Source organism: Buchnera aphidicola (Periphyllus lyropictus) (assembly GCF_024029895.1).
GTDB lineage: Bacteria > Pseudomonadota > Gammaproteobacteria > Enterobacterales > Enterobacteriaceae > Buchnera_J > Buchnera_J aphidicola_BA.
Genome location: NZ_CP097457.1, coordinates 323,029 through 341,045, shown reverse-complemented (window position 1 = coordinate 341,045; position 18,017 = coordinate 323,029). Strand labels below are relative to the sequence as shown.

15 protein-coding genes are annotated in these 18,017 nt (G+C 18.4%); 10 read left to right on the top strand and 5 right to left on the bottom strand.

The features are described from left to right. Window positions 1–239: 239 nt before the first annotated feature. On the bottom strand, window positions 240–1,016 hold the full coding sequence (locus M5J13_RS01760) for an inositol monophosphatase family protein (RefSeq protein WP_252837196.1): 777 nt from the start codon (window positions 1,014–1,016) through the stop codon (window positions 240–242). A 130-nt stretch (window positions 1,017–1,146) separates the two neighbouring features. Between M5J13_RS01760 and hisS the strand changes: the two genes are divergently transcribed. Further along, on the top strand, window positions 1,147–2,433 hold the full coding sequence (gene hisS, locus M5J13_RS01755) for a histidine--tRNA ligase (RefSeq protein WP_252837195.1): 1,287 nt from the start codon (window positions 1,147–1,149) through the stop codon (window positions 2,431–2,433). Between the two features lie 40 nt (window positions 2,434–2,473). Next, on the top strand, window positions 2,474–3,721 hold the full coding sequence (gene glyA, locus M5J13_RS01750) for a serine hydroxymethyltransferase (protein ID WP_252837193.1): 1,248 nt from the start codon (window positions 2,474–2,476) through the stop codon (window positions 3,719–3,721). Between the two features lie 64 nt (window positions 3,722–3,785). On the opposite strand, the gene M5J13_RS01745 is transcribed toward glyA, so the two are convergent. Continuing rightward, window positions 3,786–4,787, bottom strand: coding sequence for a beta-propeller fold lactonase family protein (locus tag M5J13_RS01745; protein WP_252837192.1), 1,002 nt, complete (start codon window positions 4,785–4,787; stop codon window positions 3,786–3,788). Further along, window positions 4,784–6,847: a transcription-repair coupling factor gene (gene mfd / locus M5J13_RS01740; protein ID WP_252837190.1), complete on the bottom strand. Its 2,064-nt coding sequence runs from the start codon at window positions 6,845–6,847 to the stop codon at window positions 4,784–4,786. The genes M5J13_RS01745 and mfd overlap by 4 nt, the downstream gene beginning before the upstream one ends. A gap of 432 nt (window positions 6,848–7,279) precedes the next feature. Between mfd and gap the strand changes: the two genes are divergently transcribed. After that, window positions 7,280–8,275: a type I glyceraldehyde-3-phosphate dehydrogenase gene (gap, locus tag M5J13_RS01735; protein ID WP_252837189.1), complete on the top strand. Its 996-nt coding sequence runs from the start codon at window positions 7,280–7,282 to the stop codon at window positions 8,273–8,275. 87 nt (window positions 8,276–8,362) lie between these two features. On the opposite strand, the gene fldA is transcribed toward gap, so the two are convergent. Then, a complete protein-coding gene (gene fldA, locus M5J13_RS01730) occupies window positions 8,363–8,872 on the bottom strand; it encodes a flavodoxin FldA (RefSeq protein WP_252837188.1) in 510 nt (169 codons plus the stop codon). A gap of 221 nt (window positions 8,873–9,093) precedes the next feature. Here fldA and M5J13_RS01725 point away from each other — a divergent pair, with 221 nt between their 5' ends. The 7 genes from M5J13_RS01725 (at window position 9,094) to pfkA (ending at window position 17,211) form a co-directional block, all read left to right on the top strand. Further along, window positions 9,094–10,512, top strand: a complete 1,419-nt coding sequence (locus tag M5J13_RS01725; RefSeq protein ID WP_252837187.1) for an FAD-binding domain-containing protein — start codon at window positions 9,094–9,096, stop codon at window positions 10,510–10,512. 19 nt (window positions 10,513–10,531) lie between these two features. Then, complete coding sequence (locus M5J13_RS01720; RefSeq protein ID WP_252837186.1) at window positions 10,532–11,272, top strand: Nif3-like dinuclear metal center hexameric protein; 741 nt, start codon at window positions 10,532–10,534, stop codon at window positions 11,270–11,272. Between the two features lie 103 nt (window positions 11,273–11,375). Then, the gene (locus M5J13_RS02285; RefSeq protein WP_252837185.1) at window positions 11,376–11,606 is read left to right on the top strand and encodes a 2-oxoglutarate dehydrogenase E1 subunit family protein; all 231 of its coding nucleotides are present in this window, start codon (window positions 11,376–11,378) and stop codon (window positions 11,604–11,606) included. Beyond that, complete coding sequence (locus tag M5J13_RS01710) at window positions 11,561–14,125, top strand: 2-oxoglutarate dehydrogenase E1 component (RefSeq protein ID WP_436835304.1); 2,565 nt, start codon at window positions 11,561–11,563, stop codon at window positions 14,123–14,125. The genes M5J13_RS02285 and M5J13_RS01710 overlap by 46 nt, the downstream gene beginning before the upstream one ends. Window positions 14,126–14,128: 3 nt before the next feature. Next, window positions 14,129–15,265 carry a 2-oxo acid dehydrogenase subunit E2 gene (locus tag M5J13_RS01705; protein WP_252837180.1) on the top strand — a complete coding sequence of 379 codons (1,137 nt, stop codon included), beginning with the start codon at window positions 14,129–14,131 and terminating at the stop codon, window positions 15,263–15,265. Window positions 15,266–15,493: 228 nt separating this feature from the next. Beyond that, window positions 15,494–16,183 carry a 2,3-diphosphoglycerate-dependent phosphoglycerate mutase gene (gpmA, locus tag M5J13_RS01700; protein WP_252837179.1) on the top strand — a complete coding sequence of 230 codons (690 nt, stop codon included), beginning with the start codon at window positions 15,494–15,496 and terminating at the stop codon, window positions 16,181–16,183. 65 nt (window positions 16,184–16,248) lie between these two features. Then, on the top strand, window positions 16,249–17,211 hold the full coding sequence (pfkA, locus tag M5J13_RS01695) for a 6-phosphofructokinase (protein WP_252837510.1): 963 nt from the start codon (window positions 16,249–16,251) through the stop codon (window positions 17,209–17,211). Here the strand turns inward: pfkA and tpiA are convergent. Then, window positions 17,203–17,982, bottom strand: coding sequence for a triose-phosphate isomerase (gene tpiA / locus M5J13_RS01690; protein WP_252837178.1), 780 nt, complete (start codon window positions 17,980–17,982; stop codon window positions 17,203–17,205). The genes pfkA and tpiA overlap by 9 nt on opposite strands. Window positions 17,983–18,017 lie beyond the last annotated feature (35 nt).

The window sequence follows — 18,017 nt, the reverse complement described above, 5'->3', positions numbered from 1 at the left end:
AGATTTTTTAAAGAAACTATTTTTAGCTAAATTTTTGTTAATTTTTAAAGAGAATTTTTAAAAAAAATTTATTTTTTATAAATTTTACCATATTTTTCTAAAATTTTATCTTTTTTAAATTGAGTTAAACTATAAATTTTATTATTTCTAAAAATAATTTTTTTTTATTTTTATTAATAATTTTAAAAATAATAAATTTTTATATTTAAATTATTTAAATAATTAATTATATAATTTTTTTAGAAAATTGAATTTATTTCTGAAATGATTAATCTCATTAATTTTAAATTATTAGCAATAATAACTATATTTTTTTCATAATTACAACCTCCTAAGTAGTCACTTATTACGCCACCTGATTCTTGAACTTGTAACAGTCCTGAATAATAATTTTTTATTTTAAAATTAAAATCTAATATAAAATCTATTCTTCCATCTGCTAAATAAGCTAAATCTAATGGTAATAAATTATTACTTCTAAAAATTACTTTTTTTTTAAATATTTTATTTAAAATTTTTATGAAAATAATATTTTTATTAATAAATACATTATTAATTTTTGTTGAAAAGAAGCTATTTTTTAGTAAGTAATTTTTTGAGCTTCTCATACGATACCCATTTACTTGTGATCCTTTTCCAGAAACTGAAGTAAATAATTCATTTTTTAATGGATCATATATTACAGAAATACATATTTTTTTTTTTATAAAAATTGCTATTGATATACAAAAATTTGGAAATCTTTTTATAAAATTTTTTTTTCCATGTAATATATTAATTACCCAAGTAGGATTAATAAATTTTTTTAATGAAATTAATGAATTATTAATTATAATTTTATGTTTTGGATAAGATTTTTTAATTAAATTAAAAATAATGTTTTTAGATTTATTTATTATTTGAATTAAAATTTTTTTATTTTTTTTATTATCATAAATTTTTTTATCATAAGCTTGAATAATTTTATTTCCTCCTTGTACTGCTATTCGAATAGCAATATTTAAAATTGGATGCATATTTTTTCCTATTAAAAGAATTAAAAAATTATTTAATATATTAAACGTTAGAATATAATATATTAATCTAGATTTAGGATATTAAAATATTTTTTTCATTAATTTTTAAAATTTTTATAAAAGGATTATGATGAATAAAAAAATACAATCTATTAGAGGAATTCATGATTATCTTCCTGAAGAATTAAATCTTTGGAAAAATGTTGAAAATATATTAAAAAAAATTTTTAACAATTATGGATATTGTGAAATTAGATTACCAATATTAGAAAAAACTAAATTATTTAAAAAATCAATTGGAAGTGTAACTGATATTATAGAAAAAGAAATGTACAATTTTTATGATCGTAATAATGAAAGTTTAACTTTAAGGCCAGAAGGAACAGCAAGTTTTGTAAGAGCAATTTTAGAACATAATCTTTTAAAAAAAATTCAACAAAGATTTTGGTATTTTGGACCTATGTTTCGTTATGAAAGACCTCAAAAAGGAAGATACAGACAGTTTTATCAATTTGGTTGTGAAGTATATGGATTGAGTGATCCAAGAATAGATTTAGAATTAATTTCATTATTATATTGTTTTTTTAAAAATTTAAATATAGAAAAATATGTTTTTTTAGAAATAAATTCAATTGGAAATATTCAATCTAGAGAGAGGTATAAATTAGATTTAGTAAAATTTCTTAAATCAAATATAAAATTTTTAGATTTTGATTCTAAAAATAGACTTTATACTAATCCTTTAAGAATATTAGATAGTAAAAAAAAATCTATTCAAAATTTATTAAAAGACGCTCCTATTTTATTAAATTATATTGATTTAGATTCTAAAAATCATTTTTCTAATTTATGTAATAGTATTCAAGAATATAAAATACCTTTTACAATAAATACACGTTTGATAAGAGGTTTAGATTATTATAATAAAACTGTATTTGAATGGAAATGTAAAAGTGAAAATTTAGGTTCTCAAAATACAATTTGTGCTGGAGGTAGATATGATTCTTTAATAAAAATTTTAGGAGGTCCAAATACTCCTGCAATTGGATTTGCTATTGGAATGGAAAGAATTGTTGCTGTATTAAAAAGTAAAAAAAATTTTCAATCAAAAAATTTATATACTGATATTTATATAATTTCAGATTTTTTAAATGAAAATTTTAGATTTTATAAGTATATTGAAAAAATTAGAAATTATTTTAATAATTTTAAAATTATTCAAGATTTTAATTTAGGTTCAATGAAAAAAAAATTAATTAGAGCTAAAAAATTTAAAGCAAAAGTTATAATTATAATAAATAATAATTTATTTAAAAATAATTTTATTGAAATAAAATTCTTTAATATTAATAAAATAAAAATAATTTCTTTAAATAAAATTTTTAATGAATTAAAAATTTTTTTAAATAAAAAATAATTAATAAAAATTTTATTTTTTTTAAATAAAAGAGAAAATAATGTTAAAAAAAACTAATAAAAAAAATGATTTAAAAATATGGAATCTTATTAAAAAAGAAAAAGAAAGACAAAATAATACTCTTACTTTAATTGCTTCAGAAAATTATGCAAGTAATGAAGTTATTAAAGCTCAAGGATCTATTTTAACAAATAAGTATGCAGAAGGTTATCCAAAAAAACGTTATTATTCAGGTTGTAAATATATAGATAAAATAGAAAATTTAGCTATTAAAAGAGCTAAAAAATTATTTAAATCTAGTTATGCAAATGTTCAACCACATTCTGGATCACAAGCTAATTTTGCGGTTTATCATGCACTTTTAAAACCAGGAGATTTAATTTTAGGTATGAATTTATCTGATGGAGGTCATTTAACTCATGGTGCATTAGTAAATTTTTCAGGAATTTTATATAAATCTATTTCATATAAATTAAATAAATTAGAAAAAATAGATTATAGTGAAATACTTTATTTAGCAAAAAAATTTAAACCAAAAATGATAATTGGAGGTTTTTCTTCTTATTCAGGTATAATAAATTGGAAAAAAATGCGATCTATTGCTAATGAAATAAATGCTTATTTAATAGCTGATATTGCTCATATTTCTGGTTTAATTGCTGCTAATTTATATCCTAGTCCAATAAATTACGCTCATGTTGTTACAAGTACTACACATAAAACTCTTTCTGGTCCAAGAGGAGGGTTAATTTTATCTAATGAAAAAAATAATTCTTTATATAATAAATTAGATAGATCTATTTTTCCTGGAACACAAGGTGGACCTTTAATGCATGTAATAGCTGCAAAAGCAATTGCATTTAAAGAAGCTTTAAATAAAGATTTTATAAAATATCAAAAACAGATTTTAATAAATGCAAAAATAATGGCAAAATATTTTATAAAAAATAATTTTAAAGTTGTTTCTAATGAAACTTTTAATCATTTATTTGTTCTTAATTTAACTAAAAATAATATTACAGGAAAAGAAGCAGAAAATTTTCTTAATAAAAGTAATATTACTGTAAATAAAAATACTATTCCAAATGAATTTCGAAGCGCTTTTGTTACTTCAGGAATTCGAATAGGTACTCCAGCTATTACTCGTAGAGGATTAAAAAAAATAGAATCTGAAAAAATTTCTTTTTATATAGTAAAATTATTAAATAATTTTGGAGATAATAGAATGAGTTTAAAAGTAAAAAAAAGTATTTTAGAAATTTGTTCTAAATATCCTATTTATAATTAGTTTTTTATAATAAAAGATTTTAATAATATATAAAATTATTATAAATTAATTTAATAATTAAATTTTAATTTAATGTTAAAATTTCTATCCATAATGGTTCTTCTAAAGTTTTAAATTGATTTATTTTTTTTAAAAATCCATTTGTATTATTTATTTTATATATAGATATTGAATTTGATTTTTGTCCCGAAATAATTAAAAATTTTCCTTCTTTATCTAATTTAAAACTTCTTGGTTGTTTTTCAGTGTTATAAGTCTTTATAAATTTTAATGTTCCATTTTTTGAATTTACATAAAATAATGTAATTTTACTGGTAGTTCTTTCACATGAATATAAAAAATTTCCAGATGGATGTATATGAATATCTGCTGCCCATTTTTTTCCAAAAAAATTTGGTACAATATCTATTTTTTGTATATAATTTTTTTTAATTTTATGTATTTTTTTATTAATTTTCCATACTAAAATATTTGCATTCAATTCATTAATTACATATAAAAATTTATTATTTGGATGAATTTCTAAATGACGAGGTCCACTATTTTTTTCAGATTTAAGGTATTTAATTTTTTTATGAAATGAACTCTTTATTTTTTTTATTTTACATATAAAAATTTTATCTTTTTTTAAAGAAGTAAAAAATAATATTTTACTTTTTAATTCAGAAATAGATGAATGACATCCTAATATATTATTTTTTGTTTTATAAGTTTTTTTTAAAATTCCGTTATTTAATAGTTTATGACAAGTTATACAATTTTCTCCATATGAACTATTAAATAAATATTTTTTTTTTTTATCTATTGATAAATGATTAGGACTTCCTATTGTATATACTTCTTTTATAAATTTTAATAACCCTTTTGAATTAATTTTATATATAATAATTCTTGAAGAATTTCTTACTCCAGCATAAAGAATATTTTTTTTTTTATATAATTTTATAGGTTGAACTTCTCCATTTGTAAAAATTTCTTGAATTTTTTTAATTTTTTTTTTATTAAATTTAAATACTTGAATAATATTTTTTTTTGGAATAGAAACATAAATAATTTTTTTTTTCATATTTTTTTATCATTTTTTTTTATTGTTAATATAAATTTTATAATCCATTTAATTTTATCTGTTTTATTATTAAATTTTTTAAAAAAAAATAAACTATTTTTATTTTTTAATTTCCAATTTTTATATTTTTTTTTTAAAAATTTAATTAGCCAAATTGTATTTATTTTATTTGGATAAAAAAATTTTATTATACCTCCTTCAGTATTAAATTTTATTTTTTTAATTTCAAAATTTTTAGAAAGTATTTTTATTTTTGTAACTAATATCAAATTTTTAGCTAGTTTTGGTAAATTTCCAAATGAATTTATAAGTTTTCTTTTAATTAATTTTAATTCATTTATTGTTTTTATAGAAGATAATTTTAAATAAAAAAAAAGTCTTTTATTTACATTTAAAATATAATTATCTGGTAATAATGCAGGAACATCAAATTCAATTTTTGTGTTATTACTTAGTAAATTTTTTATTGATTTTTTATTTCCTTTTTTTAAAGTTTTAATTGCTTTTTTAAGTAATTTTGTATATAAATCTAATCCTATGTTCTTTATATATCCACTTTGTTTAGTTCCTAAAATTTCTCCCATTCCTCTAATTTCTAAATCGTTTTTGGCTAAAGAAAATCCAGCACTAAAATCTTCAATAGATGAAATAGATTTTAATCTTTTTTTAGAATTTTCAGTTATTTTTTTTATATTTGAAACTAATAAAAAAGCATATGCTTGATAATATGATCTTCCTACTCTTCCACGTAATTGATGAAGTTGAGATAATCCGAAATGATCAGAATTTTCAATAATAATTGTATTAGCTAATGGTATATCTAATCCATTTTCTATAATTGTAGTACATAATAAAATATTAAAGTTATTATTATAAAAATTATTCATAATTTTTTTTAGTTTTTTTTTTTTCATTTGTCCATGACCAATTTTAAAATTTCCTTCTGGAACTAATTTTTTTAAATAATTTAATTTTTTTTTTATTTTTTTTATTTTATTATATACATAATATACTTTACCTCCTCTTTTAATTTCTTTTAATATTGCTCTTCTTATAATTTTTTTATTTTTTTGTTTTACAAAAGTCTTTACTAGTAATCTTTTTTCTGGAGGTGTATTAATAATAGAAAGATCTCTAATTCCTAATAAAGACATATTTAAAGTTCTAGGAATAGGAGTTGCTGTTAATACTAATATATCAATATTATTAAAAGATTTTTTTATAAATTCTTTATGATAAACTCCAAATCTATGTTCTTCATCTATTATTAATAATCCTAAATTTTTCCATTTAATATCATTAAATATAATTTTATGTGTACTAATTATTATATTTATTTTTCCGTTTTTAATATTTTTTAAAATTAAATTTTGTTCTTTTTTTGTTTTAAAACTAGATAACATTTCAATAGATATAGAATAATTTTTAAATCTTGAAATAAAATTATTATAATGTTGTTGAGCTAATAAAGTAGTAGGAACTAATATAGCAACTTGTTTTTTATTACAAAAAGCTAAAAAAGCTGCTCGCATAGCTACTTCTGTTTTTCCAAAACCAACATCTCCACATACTAAACGATCCATTGGTTTTTCTGAACACATATCATCTAAAACTGAATTAATTACTTTAGATTGATCTGGAGTAGTTTTAAATGGAAATGTTTTACAAAATTTAAAATATTTTTTATTATTTTTTTTAAATATAAATCCTTTTTTAGAAGATCTATTAGCATACGTTTTCAATAATATTGCAGCAGTATCAAAAACTTTTTTTGAAATATTTTTTTTTTCTTTTTTCCAGTTTTCACTACCTAATTTATGTAAAGATATTTTATTTGTAATGTTTGTACATATTTTTATTAAATTTAATGAAGAAATAGGAACATATAATTTATCATTATCTGCATATAAAATAATTAAATATTCAGATTTTATTCCATGAGTTTCTATTGTTTTTAGTCCTATATATCTACCAATTCCATGTTTAATATGAATTACTAGTTGATTAATATTAATATTAAAGGAATTTTTTTTAAATAGTTTAAAATTAGTATTTTTCATAAATTTTTAAAAATTTTAAATGTATAAGAAATATTTATTTAAATGCATTTTTATATATTAAAAAATATATTAAAAAAATTTTTAATAATATATTGATTAAATAATATAAAATAAAAAATTTTTAAATGTATAAAATATAAAAATTTTATTTATTTCAAATAATGTATGTGAAAATTATCTTTAAAAAAGTATTATAATATATTTCTCAAAAAGAAATAAATAATAATTTTATTTTTTAAAATTTTTATCTAAATAAATATGTTATATTTTAATAAAAATATAATATAGAAATTTATTTTAAATTATAAATTAAAAAATTTTTTTATATTAATTTAATAATTTATATATTTAATTATATTTAAAGTAAAAAATTTTTTATTTTTTAAACTAATAATTTTTGTTAAAAAAATTTTTTTATTATTGAGAGAAAATATGTCTATTAAAGTAGGTATTAATGGTTTTGGAAGAATTGGAAGAATTGTATTTCGTTTAGCTCAAAATAGAAATGATATTGATATAGTTGCTATTAATGATTTATTGAGTGCAGATTATATAGCATATATGTTAAAATATGATTCTACTCATGGAAAATTTAAAGGAACTATTAAAGTTAAAGAAAAATCTATTATCGTAAATAATAAAATAATTCATATTACTTCAGAAAAAGATCCAAAAAATTTAAGATGGGGTGATTTTTCTGTAGATGTAGTTATTGAATCAACAGGATTTTTTTTAACAAAAGATTCTGCTAACAAACATATTTTAGCAGGAGCTAAAAAAGTAGTCATAACAGGTCCATCAAAAGATGATACTCCTATGTTTGTTAAAGGTGTAAATTTTAATTCTTATAAAGGAGAAAAAATTGTTTCTAACGCTTCTTGTACAACAAATTGTTTAGCTCCTCTTGCAAAAATTATACATAAAGAATTTTCTATTATTGAAGGTTTAATGACAACAGTTCATTCTATAACGTCTACTCAAAAAACAGTAGATGGAGTTTCATTAAAAGATTGGAGAGGTGGTCGTGGAGCATTACAGAATTTAATTCCTTCTTCAACAGGAGCAGCATTAGCTGTTGGTAAAGTTATTCCAGAGTTAAATGGAAAACTAACTGGAATTGCTTTTCGTGTTCCTACTTCAAACGTTTCTGTAGTAGATCTAACATGTAGATATGAAGTTTCAGCAAATTATAAAAAAATATGCTCTGTAATAAAAGAGTATTCTATAAATGAAATGAAAGGAATTATTGGATATACTGAAGATGAAGTAGTATCAACTGATTTTAATGGTTCAGAATTAACTTCTATTTTTGATGCGAAAGCAGGTCTTTCTTTAAATAAAAATTTTGTAAAATTAATTTCATGGTACGATAATGAAACAGGATATTCTAGTAAAGTTTTAGATCTTGTAAAATTAATATCTTTTTAAATATATTTTTTAATATATTATAAAATATAGGTATATATTATTTTTTATATATACCTAATTTTTTATTAAAAATATTTAATTTTTAAATTAATATATTTTTTTCAATAAATTTTTTATCCACTTTTTTGTTCTTTTTTTAGTTAATTCAGGCTGCCTATCTTCATCAATCACTAAACCTAAAAAATTTTTTTTATTTAATAAAGATTTAGAAGCTTCAAAAGAATAATTTTTATTTGGCCATTTACCTATTACTTTAGCTCCTTTAGAAATAACAATTTTATATATAATTTTCATAGCATCACAAAAATATTCTCCATAATCTTCTTGATCTCCGCAACCAAATATTGCGATTTTTTTTTTATAAAAATTAATTTTTTTTAGTTCTGGAAGAAAATCATCCCAATCAGATTGAACTTCTCCATAATACCAAGTTGGAACTCCTAAAATTAATGTATCATATTTTAAAAAATCTTTAATACAAGAAGATGATATATCATGTAAAACAGATTTTTCTTTTCCTATTATATTTTGAATTATTTTAGATATTTTTTCAGTATTTCCTGTATCTGTTCCAAAAAAAATTCCAATTTTTTTCATTTTTTTAAAATCCTATTATTTTTTTAAAATATTTTTATTTAGAATAATATTATCATTTATATAAATAACAGAAAAATATAAAATTTTTTTTTAAAATAAAAATTTTATATTTTTTAATATATTTTAAAATAAATATTTTTAAAATTTTAATAATATTTATAAATATTAATATTTTTAATATTAATATTTTTTTTTTTTTTTTTTTAAGTAGGGATTTATTAATGAATAATTTAGTTTGGTTTAGAAATGATTTAAGAATTGAAGATAATTTGGCATTAAATAATGCTTGTAAAAATAAAAAAAAAAATATTATAGCATTGTTTATGTCTACTACTAAACAATGGAAAAAACATAATATTTCTGATATTCAAGCATTTTTTATTTATAAAAGATTATTGTTTTTAAAAAAAAAATTAAAAAAATTAAATATTTCTTTTTTATACAAGGAATTAAATAATTTTTCAGATTCAGTAAAATATCTTTTATTAATTTGTAAAAAATATAAAATAAATAAAGTTTTTTATAATTATCAATATGAATATAATGAAAAAAAAAGAGATTTAAATTCTTATAAATTGTTATCAATAAATAAAATAAATATGTATGGTTTTCACGATAGTATTTTAATTAATCCAAAAATGATTAAAACAAATTCAAAAAAAGCATATAAAGTTTTTAGTTTTTTTAAAAAAAAAGCTTTATTTATTTTAAATAAAAATTCTTTTTTTAATAAAAAAAAATATTTAAAAAATTGTAGTATTTTAAAAAGAAAAAAACTTTTTTTAAAATTTTCTAAAGAAAAAATTCCATATTTTAATTTTTATAAAAAAAAATTTAATAAAAAATATTTTCCTATTAAAGATAAAAAAATTTTTATAAAAATAAAAAATTTTTTTAAAAAGAAAATAAAATTTTATGCAAAAAATAAAGATTTTCCTTATTTAAACAATACGAGTTTTTTTTCTGTTTATTTATCTTTAGGAATTTTTTCTGTTAGAAAAATTTTTTATCATATTAAAATTTTAAAAAAAAAAGATAAAAATTCATTTATTTTTTTAGAAAAATTGTTATGGAGAGAATTTTTTAAACATTTAGTTAATTTTTATCCGATATTATCAAGAAATGGATCTTTAAAAACTTTTAAAACAAAAATAAAATGGAAAAATAATATAAATCATTTAAATTCTTGGAAAAATGGTTGTACTGGTTTTCCTATTATTGATGCTGGAATGAGACAGTTAAACAAAATAGGTTGGATGCATAATAGATTAAGAATGTTAACTTCTAACTTTTTAGTAAAAAACTTATTAATAAATTGGAGATTAGGAGAACAATATTTTATGTTAAAATTAATTGATTCTGATTATTCTTTAAATAATAGCAATTGGCAATGGATATCATCAATAGGAACAGATTCATCATTTTATATTAGAACTTTTAATCCTTATATTCAATCTAAAAAATTTGATTGTAATGGAATTTTTATAAAAAAATATATAAAGGAATTAAAAAATGTTCCTATAAAATATATACATAAACCATATTTATGGTTAAAAAAAAATGAACCATATTCAAATTATCCTAAACCAATAGTAGAATATGAAAAAGTAAAAAATATATTTTTAAAAAAAATAAAATAAATTGAATATTTAATACAATATGAAAAATACGTTATTAGAAGAAATAATTAATAAAAAATTAAAAGCTAAATCTTATAAAGATTTTACTTACAATGGACTTCAAATTGAAGGTTGTTCTAATGTTAAAAAAATTATTACAGGTGTAACATCTTGTAAACTTTTATTAGAACAAGCTGTATTTCATAAAGCACATGCTGTTATAGTACATCATGGAATTTTTTGGGATAATTCCCCAAAAAATATACAAGGATTTATGAGAAAACGATTAAAAATAATTTTATTAAATAATATAAATTTATATAGTTGGCATTTACCTTTAGACGCTAATTTAGAAATAGGAAATAATTCTTATATTGAAAAAATTTTAAAAATTAATAGATTAGGAAAATTAAATAATTTTGTTTGGTGGGGTAATTTTTCTAATTCAATTAGTGGAAAAGTATTATATAAAAAAATTTTTTCTTTATTTAAAAAAAAACCTATACATATTCCAGCAAAAAAAAAAATATTTAGTGTAGCTTGGTGTAGCGGAAAAGGTCAAAAATTTATTCATGAAGCAATAAAAAATAATATTGATTGTTTTATTACTGGAGAAATTTCTGAAGAAACTACTCATTATGCTCGTGAATCAAATATACATTTTTTTTCTATTGGGCATCATGCAACAGAAAAAGGAGGAATAAAATTACTCGGAAAATGGTTATCTAATACTTATAAAGAATTAGATATAAAATTTATAAATATTGAAAATCCTGCATAAATATTTTTTTAAAGATAAAAATTTATAAAAATATTATTTTTTTTAAAAAAAATTTTTATTAATTTTTTTGAAAATATTATATATAAAGATAAAGAGAAATTATATGAATAAAAAAAATTTAAAAAAAATATTTAATGAATTCTGGATTAATTCTATTAATCAAAATTATATTGAAAAAATGTATATAAAATATTTAAATAACAAAAATTCAGTAAGTCAGTTATGGAAAAAAAAATTTAAAGAAATAGAAAAAAAAAAAAAAAAAATAAAAAAAAAAAAAATAAAAAAATTATATTTCAAAAAAAAAATTATTTTATTAAAGAAAAAATTTTAAAAATATTAAGTTTTTTTCGATTTAAAGGTCATAAATATTCTGATATTAATCCTTTAAATAAAAAAAAATATAAAAAGAAAATAAATAAATTAAATTATATTTTTTTTAATTTTAATAAAAATTATTTAAATAAAAAAATTAATATTAATAAAAATTTAAATATAAAACAAAAGTTTTTAAATTTTGATATTTTTCTTAAATGGATTAAAAAAAAATATTGTTCTACAATTGGTTTTGAATTTTGTCATATAAATTCAAAAAAAGAAAAAAAATGGATTCAAAGTTATATTGAAAAAAATTGGAAAAAAAGTAGTTTTAAAAAAAAAAAAAAATTAGATATATTAAATGCAATTATTTATTCTCAAACTTTTGAAAAATATATTAATACAAAATATCCAGGTTATAAAAGATTTTCTTTAGAAGGTAATGATTCTTTAATTCCTGGTTTATATGAATTAATTACATATTCTATAAAAAAAAATATATTAGATTTATATATAGGAATGGCTCATCGTGGAAGATTAAACGTTTTAATAAATGTTCTTGGAAAATCTACTACTCAATTATTTAAAGAGTTTTCAGGAAAATGTAATACTTTACATAATGGAGACGTAAAATATCATTTAGGATATTATTCTAAAGTAAAAACAAAATATAATACAGGAAGAATTAATTTAGAATATAATCCTTCTCACTTAGAAATTATTAATCCAGTAGTAATGGGTTTAACAAGATCTAGAATAGATTTTTTAAAATTTAAAAAAAATCATTCAGTACTTTCTATTATGATACATGGAGATGCTTCTTTTTCTGGTCAAGGAGTAATACAAGAAATTTTAAATATGTCTCAAACGAAAGGTTATAATGTAGGTGGATCTTTACATATTATTATTAATAATCAAATAGGATTTACTACTTCAGATATAAATAGTATGAGATCAAGTTATTATTGTACTGATATAGCAAAATTAATTGAATCTCCTATTTTTCATGTTAATTCAGATGATCCAGAAGCATTTGTTTTTTCAATAAAAATGAGTATAGATTATAGAAAAAAATTTAAAAAAGACGTTTTTATTGATTTAATTGGATATAGAAAAAATGGACATAATGAATCTGAAGAACCATCTGTAACACAACCATTAATGTATAAAAAGATAAAAAATCATCGTTCAATTCAAGAAATATATTCTAAAAAATTAATAAATGAAAAAATTATTAAAATAAAACAAATTAATAAAATAGAATCTAATTATATTAATACCTTGGATAAAGGTTTAGTAATTAATCCAAATTATTCTTCTTTAAAATTTCAATCTTTTTTAAAAAAAAAGAAATCTTCTTTTAATAAAGTTAAATTAAAATTTTCAAAAAATAAATTAATTAAAATTTTTAAATTAATAAATACTTTACCGAAAAATTTTAACGCTCACCCCTTAGTTAAAAAAATTTATTTAAATAGATTAGAAATGATTAAAAAAAATAAAAAATTAGATTGGGGGGCAGCAGAAAATTTAGCTTATGGATATTTATTAAAAAATGGTGTATCATGCAGAATTTCTGGAGAAGATGTTTCTCGTGGAACATTTTTTCATCGTCATATTTCAATTTATGATCAAATTAATGGAAAAAAATATACTCCTTTAAAAAATATTAAAAATTCAAAATTTTATATTTGGGATTCTGTTTTATCAGAAGAAGCGGTACTTGCTTTTGAATATGGATATAGTTTAAGAAATAAAAATACTTTAAATATTTGGGAAGCTCAATTTGGAGATTTTTCTAATGTTGCTCAAGTAGTTATTGATCAATTTATTAGCTCTAGTATGGAAAAATGGAATCAAACGTCTGGAATAGTAATATATTTACCTCACGGTTATGAAGGACAAGGCCCAGAACATTCTTCAGCAAGAATAGAAAGATATTTGCAATTATGTTCTAATGATAATATGAGAGTTTGTATTCCTACAAATTCTTCTCAAATATTTCATTTATTATTTTCTCATGTACATAAAAAAATGAATACTCCTTTAATTATTTTTTCTCCTAAATCATTATTAAGAAATCCACTTTCTAGTTCTTCATTTTCTGAAATATATAATGGAAAATTTCAAAAATTAATTTATGATAAAAGTTTTATAAAAAATAAAAATATTTCAAAAATAATTTTTTGTTCAGGAAAAATATATTATGAATTATTAGAAAAATATAAATTAATAAAAATAAAAAATATTCTTATAATTAAAATCGAACAATTTTATCCGTTTCCAAAAATTAAAATAAAAAAAATCATTAAAAAATATTTTTATGTAAAAAATATTTTTTGGTGTCAAGAAGAACCTTCTAATCAAGGTGCATGGAATTACATAAAAAATATTTTTGAAAAAATATTATCTAATCAAGGAAATATAAAATATATTGGCAGAAATTCTTCTTCATCTTCAGCTACTGGAAATATATATATTCATAAAAAAGAGCAATTATTAATTATTGACTCGGTTTTTAAAAATAGGATATAAAAAATGAAAAATGAAATAAAAATTTTAGTTCCTGAACTTCCTGAATCTGTCTATACTGCTAAAATTATTAAATGGCATAAAAAAATTGGAGATAATATTTTAAGAAATGATTTATTAGTAGATTTAGAAACAGATAAAATAGTTATTGAAGTTCCTGCATCAAATGATGGAATTTTAAATAAAATAATAAAAAATACTGGTGATACAGTAAAATCTAACGAAATATTAGGATATTTTAAAGATAAAATAAAAAAAAAAAAAATAAATATAATAGAAGAAAATATTTTTTCTCCATCTGAAAGAAGAAAAAAAAATCTTTTTAAAAAAAAAACATTAATTAAAGATGAAAAATTAAGCTTTAAAAATAATTTTAAAAATAACAATTTTAAAATTAATGAAAATAATTTAAATTTAGATTTATTTTTAAAAAAAAATAATTTAAAAATAAAAAAAATTATTGATATGTCTCCTTTAAGAAAAAAAATTTCAGAAAAATTAGTTAAATCTAAAAATAAAACTGCAATGTTAACTACTTTTAATGAAGTAAATATGAATTCTATATTAAATATTAGAAAAAAATGGGGAGAAGATTTTAAAAATAAATATAAAGTTAAATTAGGATTAATGTCTTTTTTTGTAAAATCAGTAATTATAGCATTAAAAAAATATCCAATAATTAATACTTCTATTTATAAAGATAAAATAATTTTTTATAAAAATTTTAATATAAATATTGCAATTTCAACAAAAAGAGGATTAATTGCTCCAGTTTTAATAAAAGCAAATAAAATGTCTATGTCAGAAATAGAAAAAAAAATAAAATCTTATATTAATAAAGCTAATGAAAATAAATTAACTTTACAAGATTTACAAGAAGGAACTTTTACTATAACTAACGGAGGAGTTTTTGGATCTTTAATATCTACTCCTATTATAAATCCTCCTCAAACTGCAATATTAGGAATTCACGTTATAAAAAAAAGACCAATAGTATCTAAAAAAAAAATTACTATTGCTCCCATGATGTATATATCTTTATCTTATGATCATAGATTAATTGATGGAAAGGATTCAGTAGGATTTTTAATGAATATTAAAAATACATTAGAGAATTTTATAAAAGTTATATTAGATATATAGTTGTTTTTTTAAAATTATATTCTTTCATAGAAATTCATTTTTAAATATAGTAAAATACTATAGAATATTATTTTAATTTTTATATTTTTAAAAATATTTATAACTAATATAATTCTTTGCAATAGAATTAGAAAAGAATTATATTAGTGAAATCAAATTTTTATAATAAATTAAAAAATTCTTAATCTTATATTTTTTATTTTTTTATTTTTGTTAAGGAAATTTTAAATGATTTTTAAAGTAGTTTTAATAAGACATGGAGAAAGTGAATGGAATGAATCTAATAAATTTACAGGATGGTATGATTCCAAATTAACAAAAAATGGAAAAAAAGAAGCTAAAAAAGCAGGAAAACTTTTAAAAAAAAACAATATGTTTTTTGATAGTTTTCATACTTCAGTATTAAAAAGAGCGATTTATACTTTATGGATAATATTAAAAAAAATTAATCAACCTTGGGTTAAAATTAAAAAAACATGGCGTTTAAATGAAAGACATTATGGAAAACTTCAGGGATTAAATAAAGAAAAAGTAATAAAAATTTATGGAAAAAAAAAAATTTTTAACTGGAGAAGAAGTTTTTTTTCAGTACCTCCTTGTATAAAAAAATATAATGATGAAAAATCTGGATATGATTTAAGATATTCTAAAATAAAAAAACGAAATTTTCCTCTTGCAGAAAGTTTAGAGTTAACTTTAAAACGTGTTGTACCTTATTGGAAAAATATTATTATTCCAGAATTAAAAAAAAATAAAAAAATTATTATTGTTGCGCATGGAAATTCTTTAAGAGCATTAATTACATATCTAGATAAAATTAAAGTTGAAGATGTACCAAATTTAAATATACCTACAGGAAGACCAATTATTTATCAATTTGATAATAATTTAAAACCAAAAAAATACTATTTTTTATAAAAATAAAAATTTTTTAAAATAAAAAATATTTTTTATTTTAAAAAATTTCAATCAGAGGCGTTATGATTATTAAAAAAATAGCAGTTTTGACTAGTGGAGGAGATTCTCCAGGAATGAATGCTGCTATTCGAAGCATAGTTCGTACTTCTTGTAACAATAATATAAAAGTATTAGGAGTATTGGATGGTTATTTAGGATTATGTAAGAATCGAATAATAAAATTAAATAAAAAAAGTGTATCTAATATTATTAATAAAGGAGGAACGTTTCTTGGAACAGCTAGATATAAAAAATTTTATAAGAAAAAAACTAGAGAAATAGCAATTTTAAATATGAAAAATAAAAAAATAGATGCATTAATTGCGATAGGAGGAAATGGAACTTATATAGGAGCAAATAAATTAAATAAAATGAATTTTCCTTGTATTAGTATACCTGGAACAATTGATAATGATATTTTTGGAACGGATTATACTATAGGATATAGTACTGCTTTAGAAACAGTAGTTCAATTAATTGATAAATTAAGAGATACATCTTGTTCTCATAAAAGAATTACAATTATTGAAATAATGGGAAGAAATTGTGGAGATTTAACTTTATTTTCTTCAATTGCAGGAGGTTGTCAATATATTATTATACCAGAAATACCGTATAATGAAAAAAAATTAATAAAAAAAATTAAAAAAAATGTAAAAAAAGAAAAAAAAAACATTTTAATAGGAATTACAGAACATATTTGTAATGTAAAAAAATTAGCTAAAAAAATAGAAAAAGAAGTTAATCAAGAAACTAGAGCTACAGTTCTCGGACATATTCAACGAGGAGGAGCTCCAGTAGCTTTTGATAGAATTCTAGCTTCAAAAATGGGTTATTTCTCAGTAAAATTATTATTAAAAAAAAAATTTGGAAAATGTATAGGTATTAAAAATAATAAAATTATATATAATGATATTAATTATGCATTTAATTTTATAAAAAAAAAATACGATAAAAAAATAATCTTTTTAGCAAAAAATTTATTTTAATAAATTTTTTTTTATTTTATAAGAAATTTTAATAATTTTAAAAAAATTTTTATAATCTAATGATCCAGAACCAACTAATACTCCATTTACATATTTACTCTTTATTATACTTTTTATATTTTTAGTAGAAACTGAACCTCCATATTGCAAATATATTTTAGTATTTTTATTTTTACTTTTATAAATTATATATTTTTTTATAAATTTCATAATTTTATTAATTAAAATAGGAGAAGCATTTTTTCCAGTTCCAATAGCCCATACAGGTTCATATGCAATACAAGTTTTATGAAAAGAATTTAATCCACATTTTAAAAATATTTGATTAATTTGATTTTTTAAAATATTTTTAGTTAAACCATCTTTTTTTTCTTGCTCTGTTTCTCCTATACATAATATTGGAATTAAATTATTTTTTTTTACAGATTTAAATTTTTTTGCTATACATAAATTATCTTCATTATGATTTTTTCTCCTTTCAGAATGACCTAATATTACATATTTAGCTCCAATTTCATTAATCATATAAGAAGATATTTCTCCAGTAAAAGCTCCTTTATTATTAAAATCAACATTTTGCGCCGCAAAAAAAATTTTTTTATTTTTTATTTTCTCTTTCATTTTTTGAATATATATTACAGGAGGAGATAAAATAATTGTATTTTCTTTAAAAAAATTTTTTTCTATATTTTTTATTTTTTTAGAAAATTTTTCAACTAATAATTTATGTCCATTTAATTTCCAATTAGCAATAATTATTGGTGTTTTCATATATTTCTCTTTTAATAAAAATATTTTACAATATT